This window comes from Methanofastidiosum sp. (genome assembly GCA_035362715.1).
In the GTDB taxonomy this organism is placed as follows: domain Archaea; phylum Methanobacteriota_B; class Thermococci; order Methanofastidiosales; family Methanofastidiosaceae; genus Methanofastidiosum.
In genome coordinates, this window is record DAOSDU010000007.1 from 23,078 (window position 1) to 42,202 (window position 19,125).

At 34.5% G+C, this 19,125-nt stretch carries 20 protein-coding genes; 13 read left to right on the plus strand and 7 right to left on the minus strand.

The genetic code is table 11. From position 1 onward, the window contains the following. Positions 1 to 114: 114 nt before the first annotated feature. The 6 genes from thsB to PLI06_05810 all read left to right on the plus strand — a co-directional run bounded on the left by thsB (position 115) and on the right by PLI06_05810 (position 7,048). The gene (gene thsB, locus PLI06_05785) at positions 115 to 1,782 is read left to right on the plus strand and encodes a thermosome subunit beta (protein HOI77103.1); all 1,668 of its coding nucleotides are present in this window, start codon (positions 115 to 117) and stop codon (positions 1,780 to 1,782) included. An 87-nt stretch (positions 1,783 to 1,869) separates the two neighbouring features. Further along, the gene (locus tag PLI06_05790) at positions 1,870 to 2,547 is read left to right on the plus strand and encodes a DNA alkylation repair protein (protein ID HOI77104.1); all 678 of its coding nucleotides are present in this window, start codon (positions 1,870 to 1,872) and stop codon (positions 2,545 to 2,547) included. 64 nt (positions 2,548 to 2,611) lie between these two features. Beyond that, positions 2,612 to 2,968, plus strand: a complete 357-nt coding sequence (locus tag PLI06_05795; GenBank protein ID HOI77105.1) for a hypothetical protein — start codon at positions 2,612 to 2,614, stop codon at positions 2,966 to 2,968. Between the two features lie 54 nt (positions 2,969 to 3,022). Then, a complete protein-coding gene (locus tag PLI06_05800) occupies positions 3,023 to 3,484 on the plus strand; it encodes a divergent PAP2 family protein (protein HOI77106.1) in 462 nt (153 codons plus the stop codon). 156 nt (positions 3,485 to 3,640) lie between these two features. After that, positions 3,641 to 6,478: an excinuclease ABC subunit UvrA gene (uvrA, locus tag PLI06_05805; GenBank protein ID HOI77107.1), complete on the plus strand. Its 2,838-nt coding sequence runs from the start codon at positions 3,641 to 3,643 to the stop codon at positions 6,476 to 6,478. 201 nt (positions 6,479 to 6,679) lie between these two features. Then, on the plus strand, positions 6,680 to 7,048 hold the full coding sequence (locus tag PLI06_05810; GenBank protein HOI77108.1) for a hypothetical protein: 369 nt from the start codon (positions 6,680 to 6,682) through the stop codon (positions 7,046 to 7,048). Between the two features lie 36 nt (positions 7,049 to 7,084). On the opposite strand, the gene PLI06_05815 is transcribed toward PLI06_05810, so the two are convergent. Then, a complete protein-coding gene (locus PLI06_05815; GenBank protein ID HOI77109.1) occupies positions 7,085 to 7,591 on the minus strand; it encodes a nitroreductase family protein in 507 nt (168 codons plus the stop codon). Between the two features lie 221 nt (positions 7,592 to 7,812). On the opposite strand from PLI06_05815, the gene PLI06_05820 reads away from it, so the two are divergent. From PLI06_05820 to PLI06_05835, 4 genes are all read left to right on the plus strand, one after another. After that, positions 7,813 to 10,203: an ATP-binding protein gene (locus PLI06_05820; GenBank protein ID HOI77110.1), complete on the plus strand. Its 2,391-nt coding sequence runs from the start codon at positions 7,813 to 7,815 to the stop codon at positions 10,201 to 10,203. A 27-nt stretch (positions 10,204 to 10,230) separates the two neighbouring features. Next, positions 10,231 to 10,356, plus strand: a complete 126-nt coding sequence (locus tag PLI06_05825; protein ID HOI77111.1) for a desulfoferrodoxin FeS4 iron-binding domain-containing protein — start codon at positions 10,231 to 10,233, stop codon at positions 10,354 to 10,356. A gap of 9 nt (positions 10,357 to 10,365) precedes the next feature. Further along, positions 10,366 to 10,761, plus strand: coding sequence for a class II SORL domain-containing protein (locus PLI06_05830; protein ID HOI77112.1), 396 nt, complete (start codon positions 10,366 to 10,368; stop codon positions 10,759 to 10,761). A 71-nt stretch (positions 10,762 to 10,832) separates the two neighbouring features. Then, entirely contained in the window at positions 10,833 to 11,900 is a 1,068-nt protein-coding gene (locus PLI06_05835; GenBank protein HOI77113.1) for a PAS domain S-box protein, read from the plus strand. Here PLI06_05835 and PLI06_05840 read toward each other — a convergent pair whose 3' ends face one another. The 6 genes from PLI06_05840 to PLI06_05865 all read right to left on the minus strand — a co-directional run bounded on the left by PLI06_05840 (position 11,901) and on the right by PLI06_05865 (position 16,320). Then, a complete protein-coding gene (locus tag PLI06_05840) occupies positions 11,901 to 12,830 on the minus strand; it encodes a prenyltransferase (GenBank protein HOI77114.1) in 930 nt (309 codons plus the stop codon). Positions 12,831 to 12,882: 52 nt separating this feature from the next. Next, positions 12,883 to 13,587, minus strand: coding sequence for an ABC transporter ATP-binding protein (locus tag PLI06_05845; GenBank protein ID HOI77115.1), 705 nt, complete (start codon positions 13,585 to 13,587; stop codon positions 12,883 to 12,885). Next, positions 13,584 to 14,330 carry a CbiQ family ECF transporter T component gene (locus PLI06_05850; protein HOI77116.1) on the minus strand — a complete coding sequence of 249 codons (747 nt, stop codon included), beginning with the start codon at positions 14,328 to 14,330 and terminating at the stop codon, positions 13,584 to 13,586. Before PLI06_05850 ends, PLI06_05845 begins: the two co-directional genes overlap by 4 nt. Further along, positions 14,327 to 14,629 (minus strand): PDGLE domain-containing protein, encoded by a 303-nt coding sequence (locus tag PLI06_05855; protein ID HOI77117.1) that lies wholly within the window; start codon positions 14,627 to 14,629, stop codon positions 14,327 to 14,329. The genes PLI06_05850 and PLI06_05855 overlap by 4 nt, the downstream gene beginning before the upstream one ends. Then, positions 14,626 to 15,285 (minus strand): energy-coupling factor ABC transporter permease, encoded by a 660-nt coding sequence (locus PLI06_05860; GenBank protein HOI77118.1) that lies wholly within the window; start codon positions 15,283 to 15,285, stop codon positions 14,626 to 14,628. Before PLI06_05860 ends, PLI06_05855 begins: the two co-directional genes overlap by 4 nt. A 162-nt stretch (positions 15,286 to 15,447) precedes the next feature. Continuing rightward, positions 15,448 to 16,320 carry a DUF1638 domain-containing protein gene (locus tag PLI06_05865; protein ID HOI77119.1) on the minus strand — a complete coding sequence of 291 codons (873 nt, stop codon included), beginning with the start codon at positions 16,318 to 16,320 and terminating at the stop codon, positions 15,448 to 15,450. A gap of 191 nt (positions 16,321 to 16,511) precedes the next feature. On the opposite strand from PLI06_05865, the gene iorA reads away from it, so the two are divergent. The 3 genes from iorA to PLI06_05880 all read left to right on the plus strand — a co-directional run bounded on the left by iorA (position 16,512) and on the right by PLI06_05880 (position 19,124). After that, entirely contained in the window at positions 16,512 to 18,290 is a 1,779-nt protein-coding gene (gene iorA / locus PLI06_05870) for an indolepyruvate ferredoxin oxidoreductase subunit alpha (GenBank protein ID HOI77120.1), read from the plus strand. A gap of 181 nt (positions 18,291 to 18,471) precedes the next feature. Continuing rightward, entirely contained in the window at positions 18,472 to 18,696 is a 225-nt protein-coding gene (locus PLI06_05875; GenBank protein HOI77121.1) for a sulfurtransferase TusA family protein, read from the plus strand. Continuing rightward, positions 18,684 to 19,124 (plus strand): DsrE/DsrF/DrsH-like family protein, encoded by a 441-nt coding sequence (locus PLI06_05880; protein HOI77122.1) that lies wholly within the window; start codon positions 18,684 to 18,686, stop codon positions 19,122 to 19,124. Before PLI06_05875 ends, PLI06_05880 begins: the two co-directional genes overlap by 13 nt. The last annotated feature ends 1 nt before the right edge of the window (position 19,125 follow it).

Below are 19,125 nucleotides of genomic sequence, written 5' to 3' on the forward strand. Positions count from 1 at the left end.
TTAATTATCCATTAAAGCTTTTAAATTCTATTTAATATATTTTTTAGATAGAAAGCTTTTTATATCACTTCAAATACATCAAAAACTAGCAATATTTTTAATGAGGTGTAAATTATGGCAGAAATTAGACAACCAATGAGTGTCCAACCTGAAGGCGCTCAGAGATTTATGGGCAGAGATGCTCAAAGAATGAATATTCTTGCTGGAAGAATAGTAGCAGAAACAGTAAAGACGACACTTGGTCCAAGAGGTATGGACAAAATGCTCGTTGACTCACTAGGAGACGTAGTCATCACAAACGATGGTGCTACAATACTTAGCGAGATGGATATAGCTCATCCAGCAGCAAAAATGATTGTAGAAGTAGCAAAGACACAAGATGAGGAAGTTGGAGACGGTACAACAACAGCAGTTGTCATTGCCGGAGAACTTCTAAAAAGGGCCGAAGATCTTCTCGATCAAGAAGTACACGCAACAGTTGTTGCATCTGGTTACAAACTTGCAGCTGAAAAGGCTGAAGAAATATTGAAAGATATTGGCGACAAGATTACAATCAATGACGATGATATACTTCTTGAAATTGCAAAGACTGCAATGACTGGAAAGGGCGCAGAAAAATCAAAGGATACCTTAGCACCTTTAGCACTTAAAGCAGTAAAGCAGGTAGCTGTAAAAGAAAATGGAAACTACACAGTTGAAACTGAAGACATTAAGGTAGAGAAGAAAGAAGGTGGAAGTGTAGAAGATTCAAAACTCATCCAGGGACTTATTATTGACAAGGAAAGAGTCCACGACGGCATGCCAAAGAAACTAAAAGATGCAAAAATAGCTTTACTTGACTGTGCACTTGAAGTAAAAGAAACTGAAACTGATGCAGAAATTAGAATTACTTCTCCTGACCAGCTTCAAGCATTCTTGGATCAAGAAGAAGCAATGCTAAAGAAGATGGTAGATCAGATAAAAGCATCTGGCGCAACAGTCGTATTCTGTCAGAAGGGAATTGATGATTTAGCTCAGCACTACCTTGCAAAGAGTGGAATATACGCTGCAAGAAGAGTAAAAAAGAGCGATATGAAGAAACTTGCCAAAGCAACAGGTGCAAGAGTTGTAAACAAAATAGCTGATCTTGAAGGAAAGGATCTTGGTCATGCAGGCTCTGTCGAAGAGAAAAAGATCGGCGGAGACGAAATGACATTTGTCGAAGGATGCAAGGATCCAAAAGCAGTAAGCTTATTGTTAAGAGGCGGAACAGAACACTTTTTAGAGGAAGTAGAAAGAGCTCTTGAAGATGCTATAGGTGTCATATCTACAGCAATCGAAGATGGAACTATTTGTGCTGGCGGTGGAGCTGCAGAGATGGAACTATCAAAGAGACTTAACGAATATGCAGAAAAGATTAGCGGTAGAGAACAGCTAGCCGTTAAAGCATTCGCACAGGCAATGGAAGTAATTCCAAGAACTTTAGCTGAAAATGCAGGTATGGACCCAATCGATACAATCGTTGCACTCAAAGCTTCACATGAAACAAAAGATCACAAGAGATACGGAATTGACGTCTTTGACGGTAAAGTTAAAGACATGATGAAGGCCGGAGTTGTTGAGCCACTTAGAATAAAGGAGCAAGCAGTAAAGAGTGCTTCTGAATCAGCCATAATGATATTAAGGATTGATGACGTTATAGCCGCAAGCGGAATTGGTAAGAGAAGAGGAATGGGCGGCGATGACGACATGGATATGGGTGGCATGGGCGGAATGCCCGGTGGCATGCCTGGAATGATGTAAAATAAAAAATAATTTTTTCTTTTATTTAATATTTTTATTAAATTTTTCTTAAGCAATCTTTATTAATTTAATAAGACCATTTCTTATATGGAATGTCAATCCATTATAGAAAAATTAAAGATGATTTCTGACCCTAAAACTTTAGAGGGAATGTCAAGATACGGAATTAAAACAGACAAGGCATTTGGAGTTTCAATCCCCAATATAAGGGCATTGGCAAAACAAGTAGGTAAAGATCATGTTTTGGCTCAGACATTATGGGAATTAGGTTATCACGAAACTAAAATTCTTGCCAGCATGATCGACGATCCAAAAAAACTCACAAATGAACAAATGGAGAATTGGGCCAAAGACTTTGACTCATGGGATGTATGCGACCAGGTCTGTAATAATCTTTTTGGAAAAAGCTCTTTGGCTTTTGACAAATCTTTTGAGTGGTGTAAACGAGGCGAAGAATTTGTTAAAAGGGCAGGCTATGTTCTAATGGCAGTTTTAGCAGTTCACGATAAAACTAGGGCAGATGAAGATTTTTTTAAGTTTATGCCTGAAATTTTTAATGGCTCAACAGATGAGCGATTATACGTCAAAAAAGCAGTAAACTGGGCTTTAAGGCAAATAGGTAAGAGAAATCTTATTTTACATAAAAAAGCTATTGAATATGCACAAAACATTCAAAAAATTGATTCCAAATCTGCAAAGTGGATAGCTTCCGATGCATTAAGAGAATTACAAAATCCAGAAATCTTAGAACGAATTAAAAAATAAAAATCCATAACTAATTTAAAGAGTTTTTATATATCTTAATTAGACGTGATCTTGAGGTGTAAAAATGTTAGATATAGAAGGATTAAGTACTGAAGCAAAGATTGGAAAAATATTGATTTTGGTATCTCTTATATTGGGTATAGTCGGAGTCCTGGGATTGCTTGTCGGTTTTAGCTTTGGAGCATTATTTCCTTTGAGGTATACGAGAGGATTTCCTCTGTTTGCTGGATTGTTCATGATATTTGTAGCAGTTATTAAGATTTTAGGATTAATAATAGGCTTCATAGCATTATCTTCGACAAATCTCAAAAAATTCAACAAAGCAGGCATATACGCTATAATATCCAGTTTATTGCCCCCTCTTGACATAATAATGCTCATAGGTGGTATTTTATGTCTTATTAGCAAAGAAGCAAAATAATATAATTTTTTTAATTTCAAAAACTATTTAAACGTTTAATGAAATTAGGTTATTGTGAGTTTAACAACAGCTATAGTTAGTTTTTTTTACAATCCGATTATCCTCCCAACTTTGATTGCTTATTTGGCATCTGTTGTTGGAAAAATAATTCATGAGTCTATCAAAAAGAAACATTTATCCATACAAGTTGCCATACAAGATGGAGGAATGCCAAGTTCTCACACGGCAACAGTTATTGGGTTGTCAACAGCAATTTTTATGCATGAAGGAATGTCTACTGTATTTTGGGTTTCTCTAGTCTTTGCATTTGTAGTGATGAAGGATGCGACAGGTATAAGGTGGGAAACAGGTCAACAGGCGAAGGTAATAAATCAAATGATGAAAAAACTTCGTATGGGAAAGGTAGTTGATGAAGAATTAAAGGAATTGCTTGGACATACAGAGGCTCAAGTTGTAGGTGGATTTATTGTGGGAGTTATATTCTCTTATTTAGGGTATAATGCTTTTTTTGGATAATATATTGAATTTGGAGTACTTCTCTTTTCATAAAAATACTTTCAAACTAATCCAAATTAGATTTAACTAAAAACCTTTACTTTATCGCTTTTTTTGAGAATTAAAAAATAACTTCTAACAAAGAAGTTTTTAAGTAAAGCATCTCCAACAATTTCCATGGGTACCGACTTCATTACTGTAAAAGGCGCTTCAGAACACAATCTTAAAAACATAGATGTTCAATTTCCTAGAGATAAGCTTATCGTTGTAACAGGGGTTTCAGGTTCTGGTAAATCTTCTCTTGCGTTTGATACAATTTATGCAGAAGGTCAGAGGCGTTATGTTGAATCACTTTCCGCATATGCAAGGCAATTCTTAGGGCTAATGGAAAAACCTGACGTCGAATACATCGAAGGACTATCCCCCGCAATTTCAATTGAACAAAAAACAACTTCTAAAAATCCAAGATCCACAGTCGGTACAGTCACGGAAATTTACGATTATTTAAGACTTCTTTACGCAAGGATAGGGATCCCTTATTGTTCACGTTGCGGCAAGCAGATAAAACAACAAACAGTAACAGAGATTACTGATCAGGTTCTATCTTTTCCCGAAGGTTCAAAAGTAACTGTCTTGGCTCCCGTGGTACGTGGCAGAAAAGGAGAATATTCAACTTTACTTAAGGAAATAAATGAAGAAGGTTTTGCAAGGGCAGAAATAGATGGGGAAATCAAAGAATTAAATGTAGAAATAAGGCTTGAGAGGTACAAAAAACACGATATCAATATAATAATAGATAGACTTGTTCTGAAAGACGGAATATCTCCAAGGCTTTATGAAGATATTGAACTTGCATTGAAAAAGGGCGAAGGAATATTATTCGTGGACATTAATGATGAAAGAAAAACATTTTCTGAACACTTTGCATGTACTGATTGCGGTATTAGTTTAGAAGAAATAACTCCTAGGATGTTTTCATTTAATAGCCCATATGGGGCATGCCCTTCATGTCATGGACTTGGATTTAAGCAAGAGTTTGACCCCGATCTTATTATCCCAAACAAAGATTTATCTCTTGTGGAGGGTGCGGTTGATGTATGGAATACTAAACTAGAAGGATTTAGGAGACAGACTCTGGAGGCCATTTCTAAAAAGTTCAATTTCAGACTCGACGTGCCTGTTAAAAATTTGTCACAAAAGCATCTTGATATTTTATTATACGGAACAACTGACAAAGTAAGGTATAATTATCGTTCTCGAAATACGCCATCCTATTGGACATATGAAGGAACATACGAAGGTATAATCCCTTGGCTTGAGAGAGTATACCGAGAAACTGATTCTGAATATAGGAAGGAACAATTTGAGAAATACATCCGATTAAAACCATGTGAAGTATGTAAGGGTAAACGATTGAAATCTGAAGCCTTATATGTTAAGATCCAAGGAAGTTCGATAATTGATGTAACTGAACTTCAAATTAGCAGTTGTTATAAATTTTTTATTGATCTTGAGCAAAACTTAAATGAAAAAGAGAAAATTATTTCAAAACAGATATTAAAGGAAATAAAGGCTAGATTAGGATTTCTTTTAAGCGTGGGACTTGATTACCTTACTTTAGATAGAAGAGCTGGAACTCTTTCAGGAGGAGAATCTCAAAGAATTAGACTTGCAACCCAGATAGGATCCCAGCTTGTAGGCGTTCTTTATATATTAGATGAGCCAAGTATAGGCCTTCATCAAAGAGACAATGCAAAATTGATTGTCATGTTGAAAAGATTAAGGGATATTGGAAACACAGTAATTGTCATTGAACATGATGAAGAGATGATGCTCTCTTCAGATTATCTTGTAGATATAGGGCCAGGAGCGGGCGTCCATGGAGGGGAAGTTGTTGCAGTTGGGTCTCCAGAAGAAGTTAAGCAAAATCCAGAGTCACTTACCGGGAAATATTTATCGCGAAAACTTAAAATTGACGTTCCTAAAATTAGAAAACAAAGTGATACGTTTATCACAATTAAAGGGGCAAGACAATTTAATCTAAAGAACATCGATGTAAAAATTCCTCTTGGTTTGTTTGTATGTGTCACTGGAGTTTCAGGCAGTGGAAAAAGTACTTTGATTAATGAAATATTGTACAAGGACCTGGCAAAGAAATTTTATAGGGCCGTAGATAATCCAGGGGATCATGATGAAATTTTGGGAATTGAAAATATTGATAAAGTGATTATTATAGATCAAAGTCCGATAGGGAGAAGCCCTAGGTCAAATCCTGCAACATATACTGGTTTATTTACCCCCATAAGGGAGCTTTTCTCTGAACTTCCCGAATCAAAGAGGAGGGGATTTAAGAAAGGCAGATTCTCTTTTAACGTGAAAGGAGGAAGATGTGAAAATTGTAGAGGGGACGGACTAATTAAGATTGAAATGCATTTTCTGCCTGACGTTTATGTTAAATGTGAAGAGTGCAAAGGTGAGAGGTACAACAGAGAAACTTTAACCGTCAAATATAAGGGAAAATCAATTTCTGAAGTTTTGGACATGACAGTCGAAGAAGCCTTGCACTTTTTTGAAAATATACCAACCATACGAAATAAACTCCAGACCCTTTATGATGTGGGCCTATCCTACATTAAAGTTGGACAGCCTGCAACTACTCTTTCTGGAGGAGAAGCACAAAGAGTCAAATTGTCAAAAGAATTGTCCAAGAAAGCTACAGGAAAAACTCTTTACATATTGGACGAACCCACAACTGGACTCCATTTCCACGATGTTAAAAAACTACTTGATGTTCTTCTGCGTCTGAGAGAAAATGGCAATACAGTTCTCGTTATTGAGCACAACATGGATGTAATCAAAACTGCCGATTATATAATTGACCTTGGTCCCGAAGGGGGTCAAAGAGGCGGAGAAATTTTAGTCGAAGGTACGCCCGAAGAAGTAATAAAATCTCCAAAGAGTCATACTGGAAGATTCCTAGAAGAAGTTCTAAAAAGAGACGGAGCCTTGGATTAATTTCTTGGCTCAATTTATTTATCTTTTCTAACACTCTTGATTAATCATTGATTATTAATTTTATGTAATTATTGTTTATCAATATTGTTATTTATTTTTATCAATATCGAAAGCTTTATATAGTATTGGTGTTAGTATTGATATGCACTAGAGGTGATAGATATGAAAAAAATAACTGCTATATTGGTGATGGGACTTTTAATGGCCTCAATCGCCCCTATACTAGGAGAAACGTGTTCAACGGACGAACAGAATAGTAATACTGTATGTCCAAGTAACACGACATCAGCAGTATCAAAAATTGTTGCTAAGAATTTCCTTAACAACTTAAGAAAAGGTTCGATGGATTTAAACGGTAATAAGCTAGTACATTCAATATTAACCCCAATGGGAGATCTAAGATTGACCTCTCCTCAATTACAGCAGCACTTTGGAACTTATGACTTTGCTAATGAAAGAGGCACATCAGGATGGTATTCATACGACGTTCAGCCACTAACAAGAACACAAAAAAAGTACGAACCATCAGTACCAAGAATCTACACCACAAATACATCAGATGACGAATAAAGGAGATCATACTCCTTTATTTTTGAATTTATTTACTTACCATTTATTATAATGGATTCTATTCTCTTCAAATCTTTTTAATTGTGGCTTTCCTTCGTCAGGATAACCAATTGAAATTAGTGATACGGGAAATATGTTCTCGGGCAAATTAAGTATTTCTTTCATGCCTTTTACCCTCTCTTCGTCAGGATAAACTCCAAGCCAGCATGCCCCAAGTCCCAGTGAATGGGCGGCTAAAAGGATATTTTCAGTTGCCGCAGAACAATCAATCGTAATAAAAATATCTTTTGTAATATTTAAGTCACCAGTAACTAGGATGGCCATTGGTGCTTCATAGAGCATCTTTGAGTTTGGATGGAAAGAAGGGATTTTATCCAATATTTTTCTATTGTCTATTAATACAAAATGCCAAGGCCTCTCATTTTTTCTTGAAGGTGCATTCATAGCAGCTTCTAGGATTTTTATTACATGGCTTTCAGGCACCTTATCTTTTTTGTATTTTCTAATGCTCCTTCTTGACATAATAACATCTAAAAAATCCATAATATCGCCAGAATATATACTAACAACTTATATAAAAATATAGTGTTGTAATATGATTTTTGACCGTCTAAGCCAACATACTAGTCTTATTTCATCTTTTCTTATAAAAATTGAAATAAAACTTTTAATAAATTAGATTATTTAACAAAAATCTTTTTTTTAAATAGAAAACCTTTTTAGAACTAAAAATAATAGTATATAAGAAACATTAAAGTGATTTTATGACAAAAGAATTATCTTCAGATATGATAAGAAGAACATTTGATAAGAATAAATTAAAATGTAAAAGTAGTCAAGAAGTATCTCCTTTAGAGGATATAGTGGGTCAGGAAAGAGCATTAAAAGCGCTGAAATTCGGACTAGAGATAAAAGAGAAAGGATTTAATATTTTTGTTGCAGGTTTTCCAGGGACTGGAAAAATGACGGCAGTAAAGAGTTTTTTGGATAAACTTGCTGAAGACCAAACCGTACCTTCTGACTGGTGTTATGTTAATAATTTCTTGGAACCATACGAACCTAAAGTCATTGAATTAAAAGCAGGCCAAGGAAGGGTCTTTCACAAAGATATGTCCAATTTCCTAAATGAAGCTAAGATTAATCTTCCAAAAGCCTTTGAAAGTGAAGATTTTGCTTTAAAGAGAGAGGCCACTATCCAGAAAATTGATGCTGAACGAAACAAAATCTTTTCCGAACTGAATAGAAAAGCAGAGAAAGAAGAATTAATTGTTCAAAGCACCCCAATGGGATTCATTTTTGTTCCTATTGTCAGTGGCAGGCCAATGACCGAGGAGGAATTTATAGCTCTAAATCCTGAAACAAAGGACGATATACAAAAAAAGAGGGATAAATTAAACTCAGAATTAAGATTAGTGTTTAGACAGCTAAAAGAGTTGGACAGTAAAACATTTGAAGAAATAAAAGAATTAAATAAAGAAGTAGCTCTTTTTACAATGGGTCATTTGGTAGACGATTTGAATAAAAAATATTCTGATTATCCAGATATTATAAACTATTTAAAAGAAGTACAGGAAGATATATTAGAAAATTTAGCCTTATTCTATAAGCCAAATATTCCGCAAGCTCCGGTTCAAGCGCCATGGGCAGAGGAATTGCCATTTAGGAAATATGCGGTCAATCTATTCACAGATAACTCAACACTGATGGGAAGACCAGTAGTCGTGGAGCTTAATCCAACATACCAAAATCTCTTTGGAAGAATAGAGAAAGAAGCACAGTTCGGGATGCTCACTACTGATTTTACCATGGTAAGGGGAGGGTCAATACATAAGGCAAATGGTGGATACCTTGTAATACCCGCTGAAGAATTGGTAAAGAATCTTTTTTCATATGATGGTTTAAAAAGGGCATTAAGCAGTGAGGAAGCCATAGTTGAGGAGGCTGGAGAGCGACTTGGGTTTATCACAACAAAAGGGTTAAGGCCTGCCCCTATACCATTAAACACTAAAGTCGTTATTATTGGCAATCCAATGATATATCAGACTCTTTTTTCACTTGATCCGGATTTTAAAGAGCTCTTCAAAGTCAAGGCAGAATTTGATATTAATATGGATTTTAACGATGGCAATGTTAAAAACTATGTTTCATTCATATGCTCGCTTTGCTCAAAAGAAAACTTATTGCACCTTGATTCTTCAGCAATAGGGAAAGTTATCGAGTATGGTGCAAGATTGGCCGATGACCAAGAGAAATTATCTACAAGATTTGCAGATATAGCGGATATTATACGTGAAGCAAACTTCTACGCTAAACAAGACAAAAATAATTTAATAAAAGACCTTCACATAGTAAAAGCTGTCGAAGAAAAAAATTATCGTTCAAATCTTATTCAAGAAAGATTAAATGAAATGGTAACACGAGGATTTTATCTTATTGAAACTGAAGGAGAAGCAGTTGGTCAAATAAACGGTCTTGCGGTATTAAGTCTAGGGGATTATGCATTTGGAAGGCCATCTAGAGTTACCGCCACTGTAAATATTGGCCGCGGGGGAATTATAGATATTGAACGTGAAGCTAAGATGGGAGGAAATATTCATTCGAAAGGAGTAATGATATTAGGCGGTTATTTGGCAGAAAACTTTGCACAAGATAAACCATTAAATCTCACTGCAAGACTCGTATTCGAACAAAACTATGAAGGTGTTGATGGGGATAGCGCATCAAGCACAGAGCTTTATGCAATATTATCTGCTCTATCTGAAGTTCCAATAAAACAATACTTTGCGGTCACAGGGTCCGTTAATCAGAAAGGAGAGGTGCAGGCAATCGGAGGCGTTAACTACAAGATTGAAGGTTTCTATGAAATTTGCAAGGCCAAAGGACTTAATGGAAAACAAAGTGTTTTGATTCCAAGAAGCAATGTCCAAAATTTAATGCTTAAAGAAGAGGTCGTCGAAGCTGTAAAAGACGGAAAATTCCATATATACTCAGTTGATAATATCAAGGAAGGAATTGAAATACTAACAGGAATCAAAGCTGGAGAAAAAGGACCAGACGGTAAGTATCCAGAAAATACAATTTATGGAATGGTTGACAAACGCCTCAAAAGCATGGCTGAAAAAATGGAAAAGTCTGCAGATGAGAAAGAAAAATAATCGTTATTTTAAACAGGAGGTTAAAAAATGGTAAATGTAAAAGAAGTTGGGGAAATCTACAAATGTGAAATTTGTGGAAATGTTGTGGAAGTATTGGAAGCCGGCGGCGGAGAACTAATCTGCTGTGGAGAACCAATGATTTTGCAAGAGTAGGTGACATAGATGGTTAAAATCGGAGAAAAGATTCAGGAAGCAGATTGGAAAAAAGAAAAGCATGTACCAGTTATAGACTGCCCCGATTCTGTAAAAGCAAATGAGGCATTTGAAGTTAAAGTTGCCATCGGTAAAGATATAGCTCACCCAAATACAACTGAACACCATATCAGGTGGATAATGCTTTACTATCAGCCCGAAGGTGAAAAATCTTTATATCAAGTCGGAAACTATGAGTTCACTGCGCATGGCGAGAGTACACAAGGGCCGAATACAGGTCCAGTCTACACAAATCATGAAGTAAAAACATCTATAAAAATTGCAAAATCTGGAACCCTATTTGCAGTTTCACTATGTAACATCCACGGCCTATGGGAATTCTCAAAAGAAGTTAAGGTTAATTAATTTTATTTTTTACCTCAATCTTTTTATAATCGACCTTCGAATTACGCATGTTAAGTGACAAGCGTGAATAAATGGATAATCCTAAAAAGAATTTGATTAATGAGGACGGAATAATAAATAATTCTATGAATCTATATTTAAAGAATCTAAGCGCCTCTAGGTTGTATTTGTTTTTTATATCATATATAATTATATCCGCTCTAATAATATCCCTATTAAAAATCCCTGTTCAATTCATGATTCTGACGGTAGTAATAATACTTTTTGTTTCACCATTTTATTCAAGAAAAATTTACTATTCTATGATATTAATTACAGATTTAATTTCTCTGCTACTAGTTTATAATATTTCAAATACAACCTATTTATCCATAAAACAAACTTTTCTTTTAAACTCGGTTGGAACTTTAGTTGCTGTAACCTTAATGGCAATATTTGTGGCTGAAATACTTCATTGGTCTATCCCTAACTTGTTAAAAACTGAAGAAGCATTAAAACTAAGTGAAGAGAACTATCACGATTTAATTGAAAATGCAAACAGCATCATATTGAATTTTGATAAGAACGGGAATATTTTATCATTGAATAACTTTGGATTAAGATTTTTTGGTTATTCTGAAAAAGAGATTAATGGGAAAAATATCCTAGGAACGGTTTTACCTGAATTTGATTCAAATGGGAATGATATGAGAAACTTGGCATCTCAGATTCTTAAGAATGAAGATAAATTCAGATCTAATTTAAATGAAAATATAAAGAAAAATGGAGAGCGAGTTTGGATATACTGGACAGATAAAATTGTAAGAAATTCAAAAGGAGAAATTGAATCTATTTTATCAATAGGTAGCGATATAACAGAGCTTAAAATTGCACTAGGACAAATAGAGAAAAATATTCATTATTTTGCAACTAGTGTAGACCAAATAAGGAATCCTCTGGCAATAATTAGTGGTATAGCAGAATTAAAGATTCAGGACACTAAAAAATCACAAGATATACTAAAGCAGATAGATCGGATAAATGAAATAATTCTAAGACTTGACGAAGGTTGGAATGAATCAGAAGAAGTAAAAAAATTCTTGAAAAGTCGAGAAATGTTAAGTTACCTTTATGGGGAAGACAAGGAAGAGTTGATTTGATTATCTCATCGTTATTATTAAGAAATATAAATTTGTCAAAACGGCAAAAAGTATTAATGCATTTAAGTTGTTGAAAGCTATTTTTACAGATTTTACTCTCGAATCTTTATTCAATGCTAACGTGCTTAATAGAAGAGGAATCAATGATAGAACAGATACAACAAAGAAATTTAAATTTAATTCAAACAAATTTGTCATTTGAAACATTATATACATCATAGTTGCAAATAGGGCTGCCAAAAATATAATTTTTAGGCTTAACTTCCTTCCATTTTTTGTCACAAAACTTTTCTTTCCACTTAAAGCGTCTGTTTCCATATCGGGTATCTCTACACTCAAAATAAAATAAATTCCATACATGAGAAGTGGAATAGTGAATAGCAAGTAATTAGTATCGATCAGGCCTTTCATCACGTAATAGCCCATCCCGGGAACTACAAAGCCTATTGCAATCATCGTGGATATCTCACCTAATCCCCTATAAGACAATCTGATGGGCGGGGCGGTGTAAAACCAACCAAGGAGATTCCCAAAAATAACATAACCCAAAAATATCAAATGATAGTTGTAGTTTACGGTGAAAATAAATCCAAGTAGAATTGAAATAAAAATTAATGATATTGCTATCAATTTGGAAGATTGCCTTAGAGATGGATCCATCTGCAATATGCCACTGCCACCACTCACAGTTGTTTTCTCGCCTAATTTATCTGCTTCAAAATCAAAGTAGTCGTTACTATATGATACAGATAAATGACCTAGAAAAAGAATCAAATATCCAAGCAAAAATTTATTTATTTCTAGTTCGGCCCCAGTCAAAACTGCAAATAAAGCTCCAACTGAAAAAAGGAAGAATCCACCCATAACAAAGAAAAATCTGCCTAATTTTAGGATATTGATTATTTTTTCTTGAAGAGAAAAAGAACCCATGTATGTATTATATATTCATTATATTTAATTATTGCGGAAAAAATAAATAATTTTAGATTATTTCGGCCGCTTCTAAATATTTAGTATCTTCCAGTAGTTCAATCCCCCCAACTTTTAACACTTCTTTCTTGGGAGAAAGCAAAACTACCTTATTTGAAATTTTCCTTACAAAATCAATTTCATGTGTTGATACTATCATGGTGCCTTTGTATTGATCTAAAAACTCCAATATTCTTTTTCGGGTCTTTCCGTCAATATTTGATGTAGGTTCATCTAATATCAGTAATTTTGGTTTTAATTGGAGGACGCATGCAAGTGCTACTCTCTTTTTTTCTCCGCCACTGAGTCTAAACGGGGGCTTTTCGTATAATTTTTTTATTCCAAAGTAACTAGCATTCTCAGAAATTAGCGTTTTGGCTTTTTTATTTGAGATTCCCAATTGCATTGGGGTATATAGCAACTCATCTTCCACAGTTGGATTAAATAAAAAATCATCTGGGTTTTGAAAAAGAAATCCTATGTTTTTTCTAAAATAAAGATAATTGTCTCTAGTGATATCTTTTTCAAAAATCTTGATATCTCCTGATGTAGGCTTAATAAGACCTGCAAATAACTTTAGTAAAGTAGATTTTCCACATCCATTTGAACCCAACAAGACAACTCTTTCAGATTCTTCAATAGTTAGGCTAAAATTTTTGATCCCCACAGTTTTATCGGGATAAGCGTATTCAATATTTTTTGCTTCAATAATATTCAAATTATCATCCACCCTAATGTTACCAATACAATGAAAGCCGTGAAAATTATATTGGGTATAAGTCTAAATTTAACAAATTTAACTGGATATGGCATATTGCTGTATCCTCTTGATATTCTTGCAAGATGTATATTCTCCCCTCGCTCATATACTTTAATAAAAAACATGCCTAATAGTTCTCCCCCTTCATTCCAGATTTTTCTGTAGCTTTTGTTATTGAACCTTCTACTCTCTCTTGCAATTAAAATTCTGTATAGTTCATTAAATACTAGATATGTATAACTATATGTAAAAGATAAAGTGAGAACTAATATCTCCGGTATTTTATAATATCTTAGTGATGTGAGTATTTCTTTAAAGGGAGTTATCAAAGTAAATATTATTAAAAATGATACCGCAAGACATACCCGGAAGGTAAAGAGAATTGCATACTCGAAGGAAGATATGAAAACTTGTGGCAACATAATTGTAAAAATAAATAATGGCATTAAACCTACCCTCCTAAAATAAGGCCCAAGAGGGATCTGGGATACTACAATTAATAAAAGTAAATTAAAAAAAATAAAAAATAGCTTATTTGGTGAAAATGTAGAGATACTCAGTAGAACTAGAATTAAAAATCCTATCAATCCTACCCTTGTGTCCACTAATCTTATCGGGCTTTTTACGTTTTCTTGAATAAAGAAAACTTCAAAGTATTGTGAAGCACTTTTAAGAAGTGCTTCTACTGGCTCGTATTTCAATTCCTTCGACCTTTAATTGCCATGGTAACTCCTAGCATGATTATAAGAGTTACTATAGATCCTACTAGGCCAGCTAAAAAGGTACCAAAGGGTGAATCTATCCCAGGCACCGAATAGTCTGGCAGGATACCGCCATAAATTGGACTTTCTTCTGCCCCAAGATGTTCTGCGGACTTTTCCAAGGGCTCAGAATATCCTACAGCATCAGCTGCTAAAGCAAATAGAGGAGATAGTATTATGGCAACTAAGATTACTAGTAATGCTTGTTTATGTTCTATAACAAAATTTTTGAAGTTCATCTTTTTTCACCCCTAGCCTTATTCTGGGCCTCATCTGAAATATATAAGATATCGCTACGATTTTTCTCAATATATGAGATAACAGCAACTGTAATCAAACCCTCTATTATTCCCAAGGCACCGTGCCATATTCCCATTATGGGTACTGTAGTATTTATTGAGTACTGGAAAGTAGAAGATAGACCAGTAGCTATTCCAGTATTGATTGCCCCTAATGTTATTCCAATCCAACCTGCAACAAATGCGGCTATTTTGGTATTTTTCTTGCTTAGAAATTTGTATATATAGTAAGCTACGAATACATCAACGATTGCCATACTAAAAAGGTTAGTTCCCAGAGTAGTAATACCTCCGTCTCCAAATACTAATGCTTGGATTACTACAACAGATGTCATAGCTATACACCCTAAAAACGGGCCTAAAATTATTGCTGCAACAGCACCACCGACAAAATGTGCAGAAGTTCCACCAGGAATTGGCCAGTTTAGCATTTGTGCGGCAAATATACCTGCGGCAACTAAACCCGCAATAGGTACTCTTTTTTCATTTATGCCATCTTTTTTTATTTTATAAATACATATTCCAACGACTATAGCAGTAAGTACATAGTATACCAGTGCTATGTTCATGTCTAAAAATCCATCTGGTATGTGCATTTTATTCCCTCGTGTTACTAATTTAGAATTAGTAACACTTGATTAGGATATCCTAATGTTTATAAGTCTTTTGTAGGGATGGTCTTGGAGCTCTATTGTGCGATTAATAATTAGTAATCTAGTTATAGTTAGTTAAGTTAAACTAAAACGATTTTACTAAGTTTATTTCTCATAAATTTCTGAGATTGTCCTTTCAAGACTATCGTTTAATAGTCTAATAGTACCTTCTCTATAGGACAGTCTTAGATCTATTTCAGAAGATATTGTTTCACATTTATTTTTGTATTCTGGACAATTAGAACAATCATATTCTAATGCAACAATCTGATTATAATTCGCTTCTCTTAGTAAATATTTTGTCATTTCAGTGCCATCAAATTTTTCAATTCCCAATTTATCTCCGATTTCTTTTAGCCGGTTTTCACCTATAGTTTCAATTTTTCTTTTACTGAAAAGTCCCCAATGACTAGCATACCCCGGAGTCAAAAAAAATGTACCAGGTTCTTTAGTTAATATCTCTAAATACTCGGATTTACTACCTAGAAGAGCACATACACAGTCATCAACTATTTCTTTATTTTCATCCTTTAGAATATCAAAAGGTATTCTTACTCGATTATCTTTCAACATACCTTCTAGGTTATTCATGGAATTGCCACATAATCCATAATAAAGCAGAAGATAGTCAGAATGTTTCTGCAATTCTATACAAGCTTTCAATACTTCTTCTTTTAATTCTCCTGGGCTATAATGGAGAAATAGTGGCAACATATATACTATTAATTCAAGTTTTTCTTCTCTTTTGAGGTATCTTGGGGCAAATAATTCCCTAGCTATCTTTATTTTTTCATAAGGAAAGTTACTTCTGATAACGTTCTCAAAATACTTTGAAGACTCTGTATCTACAATAATTATTTTACCTATTTCGGGATGTTCTTTTATAACAAATAAAAGTTCATCTTCAAATACTTCACAACTTATAATTCCAATTCTCTTAGAATTTTGTTTGTTAGTATCATCTAATTTCTGGAGCATATTACCAATTAACTCTGATTCTTATTTTTAAGAGTTTTCATTAATTAGATCTAGTTAATTAAGTTTAACTAAAATGATTTTACTAAGTTTATTCAAAAAATATTTTAATATACTGTTGATAAGAAATAACTTTTCTTATATATTATAGTTGTGATAATAAGTTTTTTAAAAGATTACATCGTTGATAAATCATGAAAAGAGAACTTCTAATGGGCAATGAAGCAATTGCCTTAGGCGCTTTTGAAGCCGGTGTTGAAGTTGTTGCAGCCTATCCTGGTACACCATCAACAGAAATTCCTGAGACTGCTGCACGATTTGCCAAACAGTACGGCGTTTATGTTGAATTTTCTACTAATGAGAAGGTTGCACTCGAGGTAGGAATCGGGGCATCTTGGGCGGGAAAAAGAGCCCTTGTAACAATGAAGCATGTCGGAGTTAATGTTGCATCTGATTCGTTTATGACTTTAGCTTATACAGGTGTTGACGGAGGATTTGTCCTTGTTTCTGCTGATGAGCCAGAATGCCATTCTTCTCAGAATGAGCAGGATAATAGAATATATGCCAGATTTGCAAATGTACCATGTTTAGATCCATCTTCTGCTCAGGAATGCAGGGATATGATAATATTTGCATATGACCTATCTGAGTTGTTTTCTATACCTGTAATTTTAAGGCCAACTACTAGAGTATGTCACGGAAGGGGAGATGTAGAGTTAGGAGAAATAAATATCCAAAAAAGAGAAGGTAAATTCACAAAGGATGTTACAAAGTATGTCACCGTTCCATCTCACACAAGGGTATTACATAAAAAGCTTTTAGAGAAAATGGAAAAAATTAGAGAATTTGTTGAGAATTCTAATCTTAATTATGCTATCCCCGGGGACGGAAAGACTGGGATCATTGTCATTGGAGCATCTTTTAATTATTTGATGGAATCTCTGAATATTTTAGGCATTAACCCCCCAATATTAAAAATTGGAGTTTCACATCCTTTAGCAAAAAATAAAGTATTATCCTTTATTAAAGATCTTGAAAAAGTCGTAATTGTTGAAGAACTTGAGCCAGTTATCGAAAATGATGTAAAAATATTAATGGCCGAGAACCAATTGAACTTGAAGCTGTATGGGAAGAATATATTTTCAAGAACTGGTGAGTATTCTACGGATCTAGTAACTGAAATACTTTCAAAATTTTTTAGGATTGATGTATCTAAAGAACAACCTAAAAATATTACTATTCCTAATAGGGCTCCATTATTATGTGCTGGATGTCCACACAGATCAACGTTTTATGCAATAAAAAAGGTAACTAGAGGGAAGGCCATATTCCCCTCGGATATCGGTTGCTATACTCTTGGATTCTCAAGACCTCTCCAGACAGTTGATACATGCATTGCCATGGGCTCAAGTTTTGGGATAGCATGCGGTCTTGCAAAATCTGTAAATGAGCCAATTGTTGCAACTTTGGGGGACTCTACATTTTTCCATGCAGGAATACCTCCATTAATCAATGCCAAATATAACAATGCCAAGATTGTAGCAGTGATCCTTGACAATTTAACTACCGCTATGACTGGTCATCAACCTCATCCTGGAACGCAGCTAACTGCTATGGGAGAACCTGCAAGCCCTGTATCTATTGAGAAGCTGATTGCCGGTATGGATATACCAGTCGAAGTCGTAAATGCAACTGATGTAAAAAGCATTGAAGATGCTCTAAAAAGAGCACTTGAAAGTGAACAGGTATATGCTATTGTATCAAGAGGGCCATGTGTTCTCCTAAAGGGCATAGATAAGAGGCCCATCTATAGGGTAGAAGTATCTATATGCAGGGCATGCAAAGCATGTATCAAGCTATCGGGGTGCCCTGCTTTAGAATTTAAGGATGGTCACTCAAGTATTAATCCAACAGTATGCACTGGATGCGGATTATGCGCCCACATATGTCCTGTAGAAGCAATAGTTAGATAATATTTAATATATTTCTTCTATTTTATATTGAATATTTTTCATATTTAAAATCTATATTTTTTTAAAAGTAATAAAAATTTTTAAGTATATTATTTATTGCCGTTAGGCTTTTAACATTGAAAAATCAAATATATTGAAGGTTGTATATTAATATTCTTATAATCTCAAGGGAGTTGAAGAAATGGTGGAAATAAAAATTGATGTTAAAGGTCAAACTTGTCCTGTACCCCTAGTTGAATGTAGAAAAGCGTTGCGAAAAGCAGCAGTTGGAGATATAGTCGAGATAGAGGGAACACATCCTGCGTCTAAGAAGGAAATACCCATGGCTGTGAAGGCGTTAGGGTATAAGATTGTATCCATTGAAGAGGAGGGCAATACGTGGAAGATAAAAATATGCAAGAATTAGCTAATCAAAAAAAGAATAAAGCCACGATAATTGTTCATAGCGGGGATATGGATAAAATTTACAGTGCACTAATAATAGGAAATGGAGCACTTTCAATGGGCATGGAAGTTTCGTTGTACTTCACTTTTTTTGGACTTCAGAGATTAAAGAAAGGCGGGCTTGAAAAAGGGCCACTCTCAAAGATGCACATGCTGGGATTAGGTAAAATGATGATAAAGAAGAAAATGGAAAAAGCTAATGTGGCTTCTTTAGAGAAAATGATAACAGACTTCAAAGAACTTGGAGGTAAAATACTGGCTTGTGATATGACTATGGAGGTAATGGGAGTAAAGCCTGAAGATCTAAGACAAGACCTAATTAATGATTACTGTTCTGTTGGGACATATATTCAAGAAGCAATGGAATCAAGCATGACGCTGTTTATTTAAT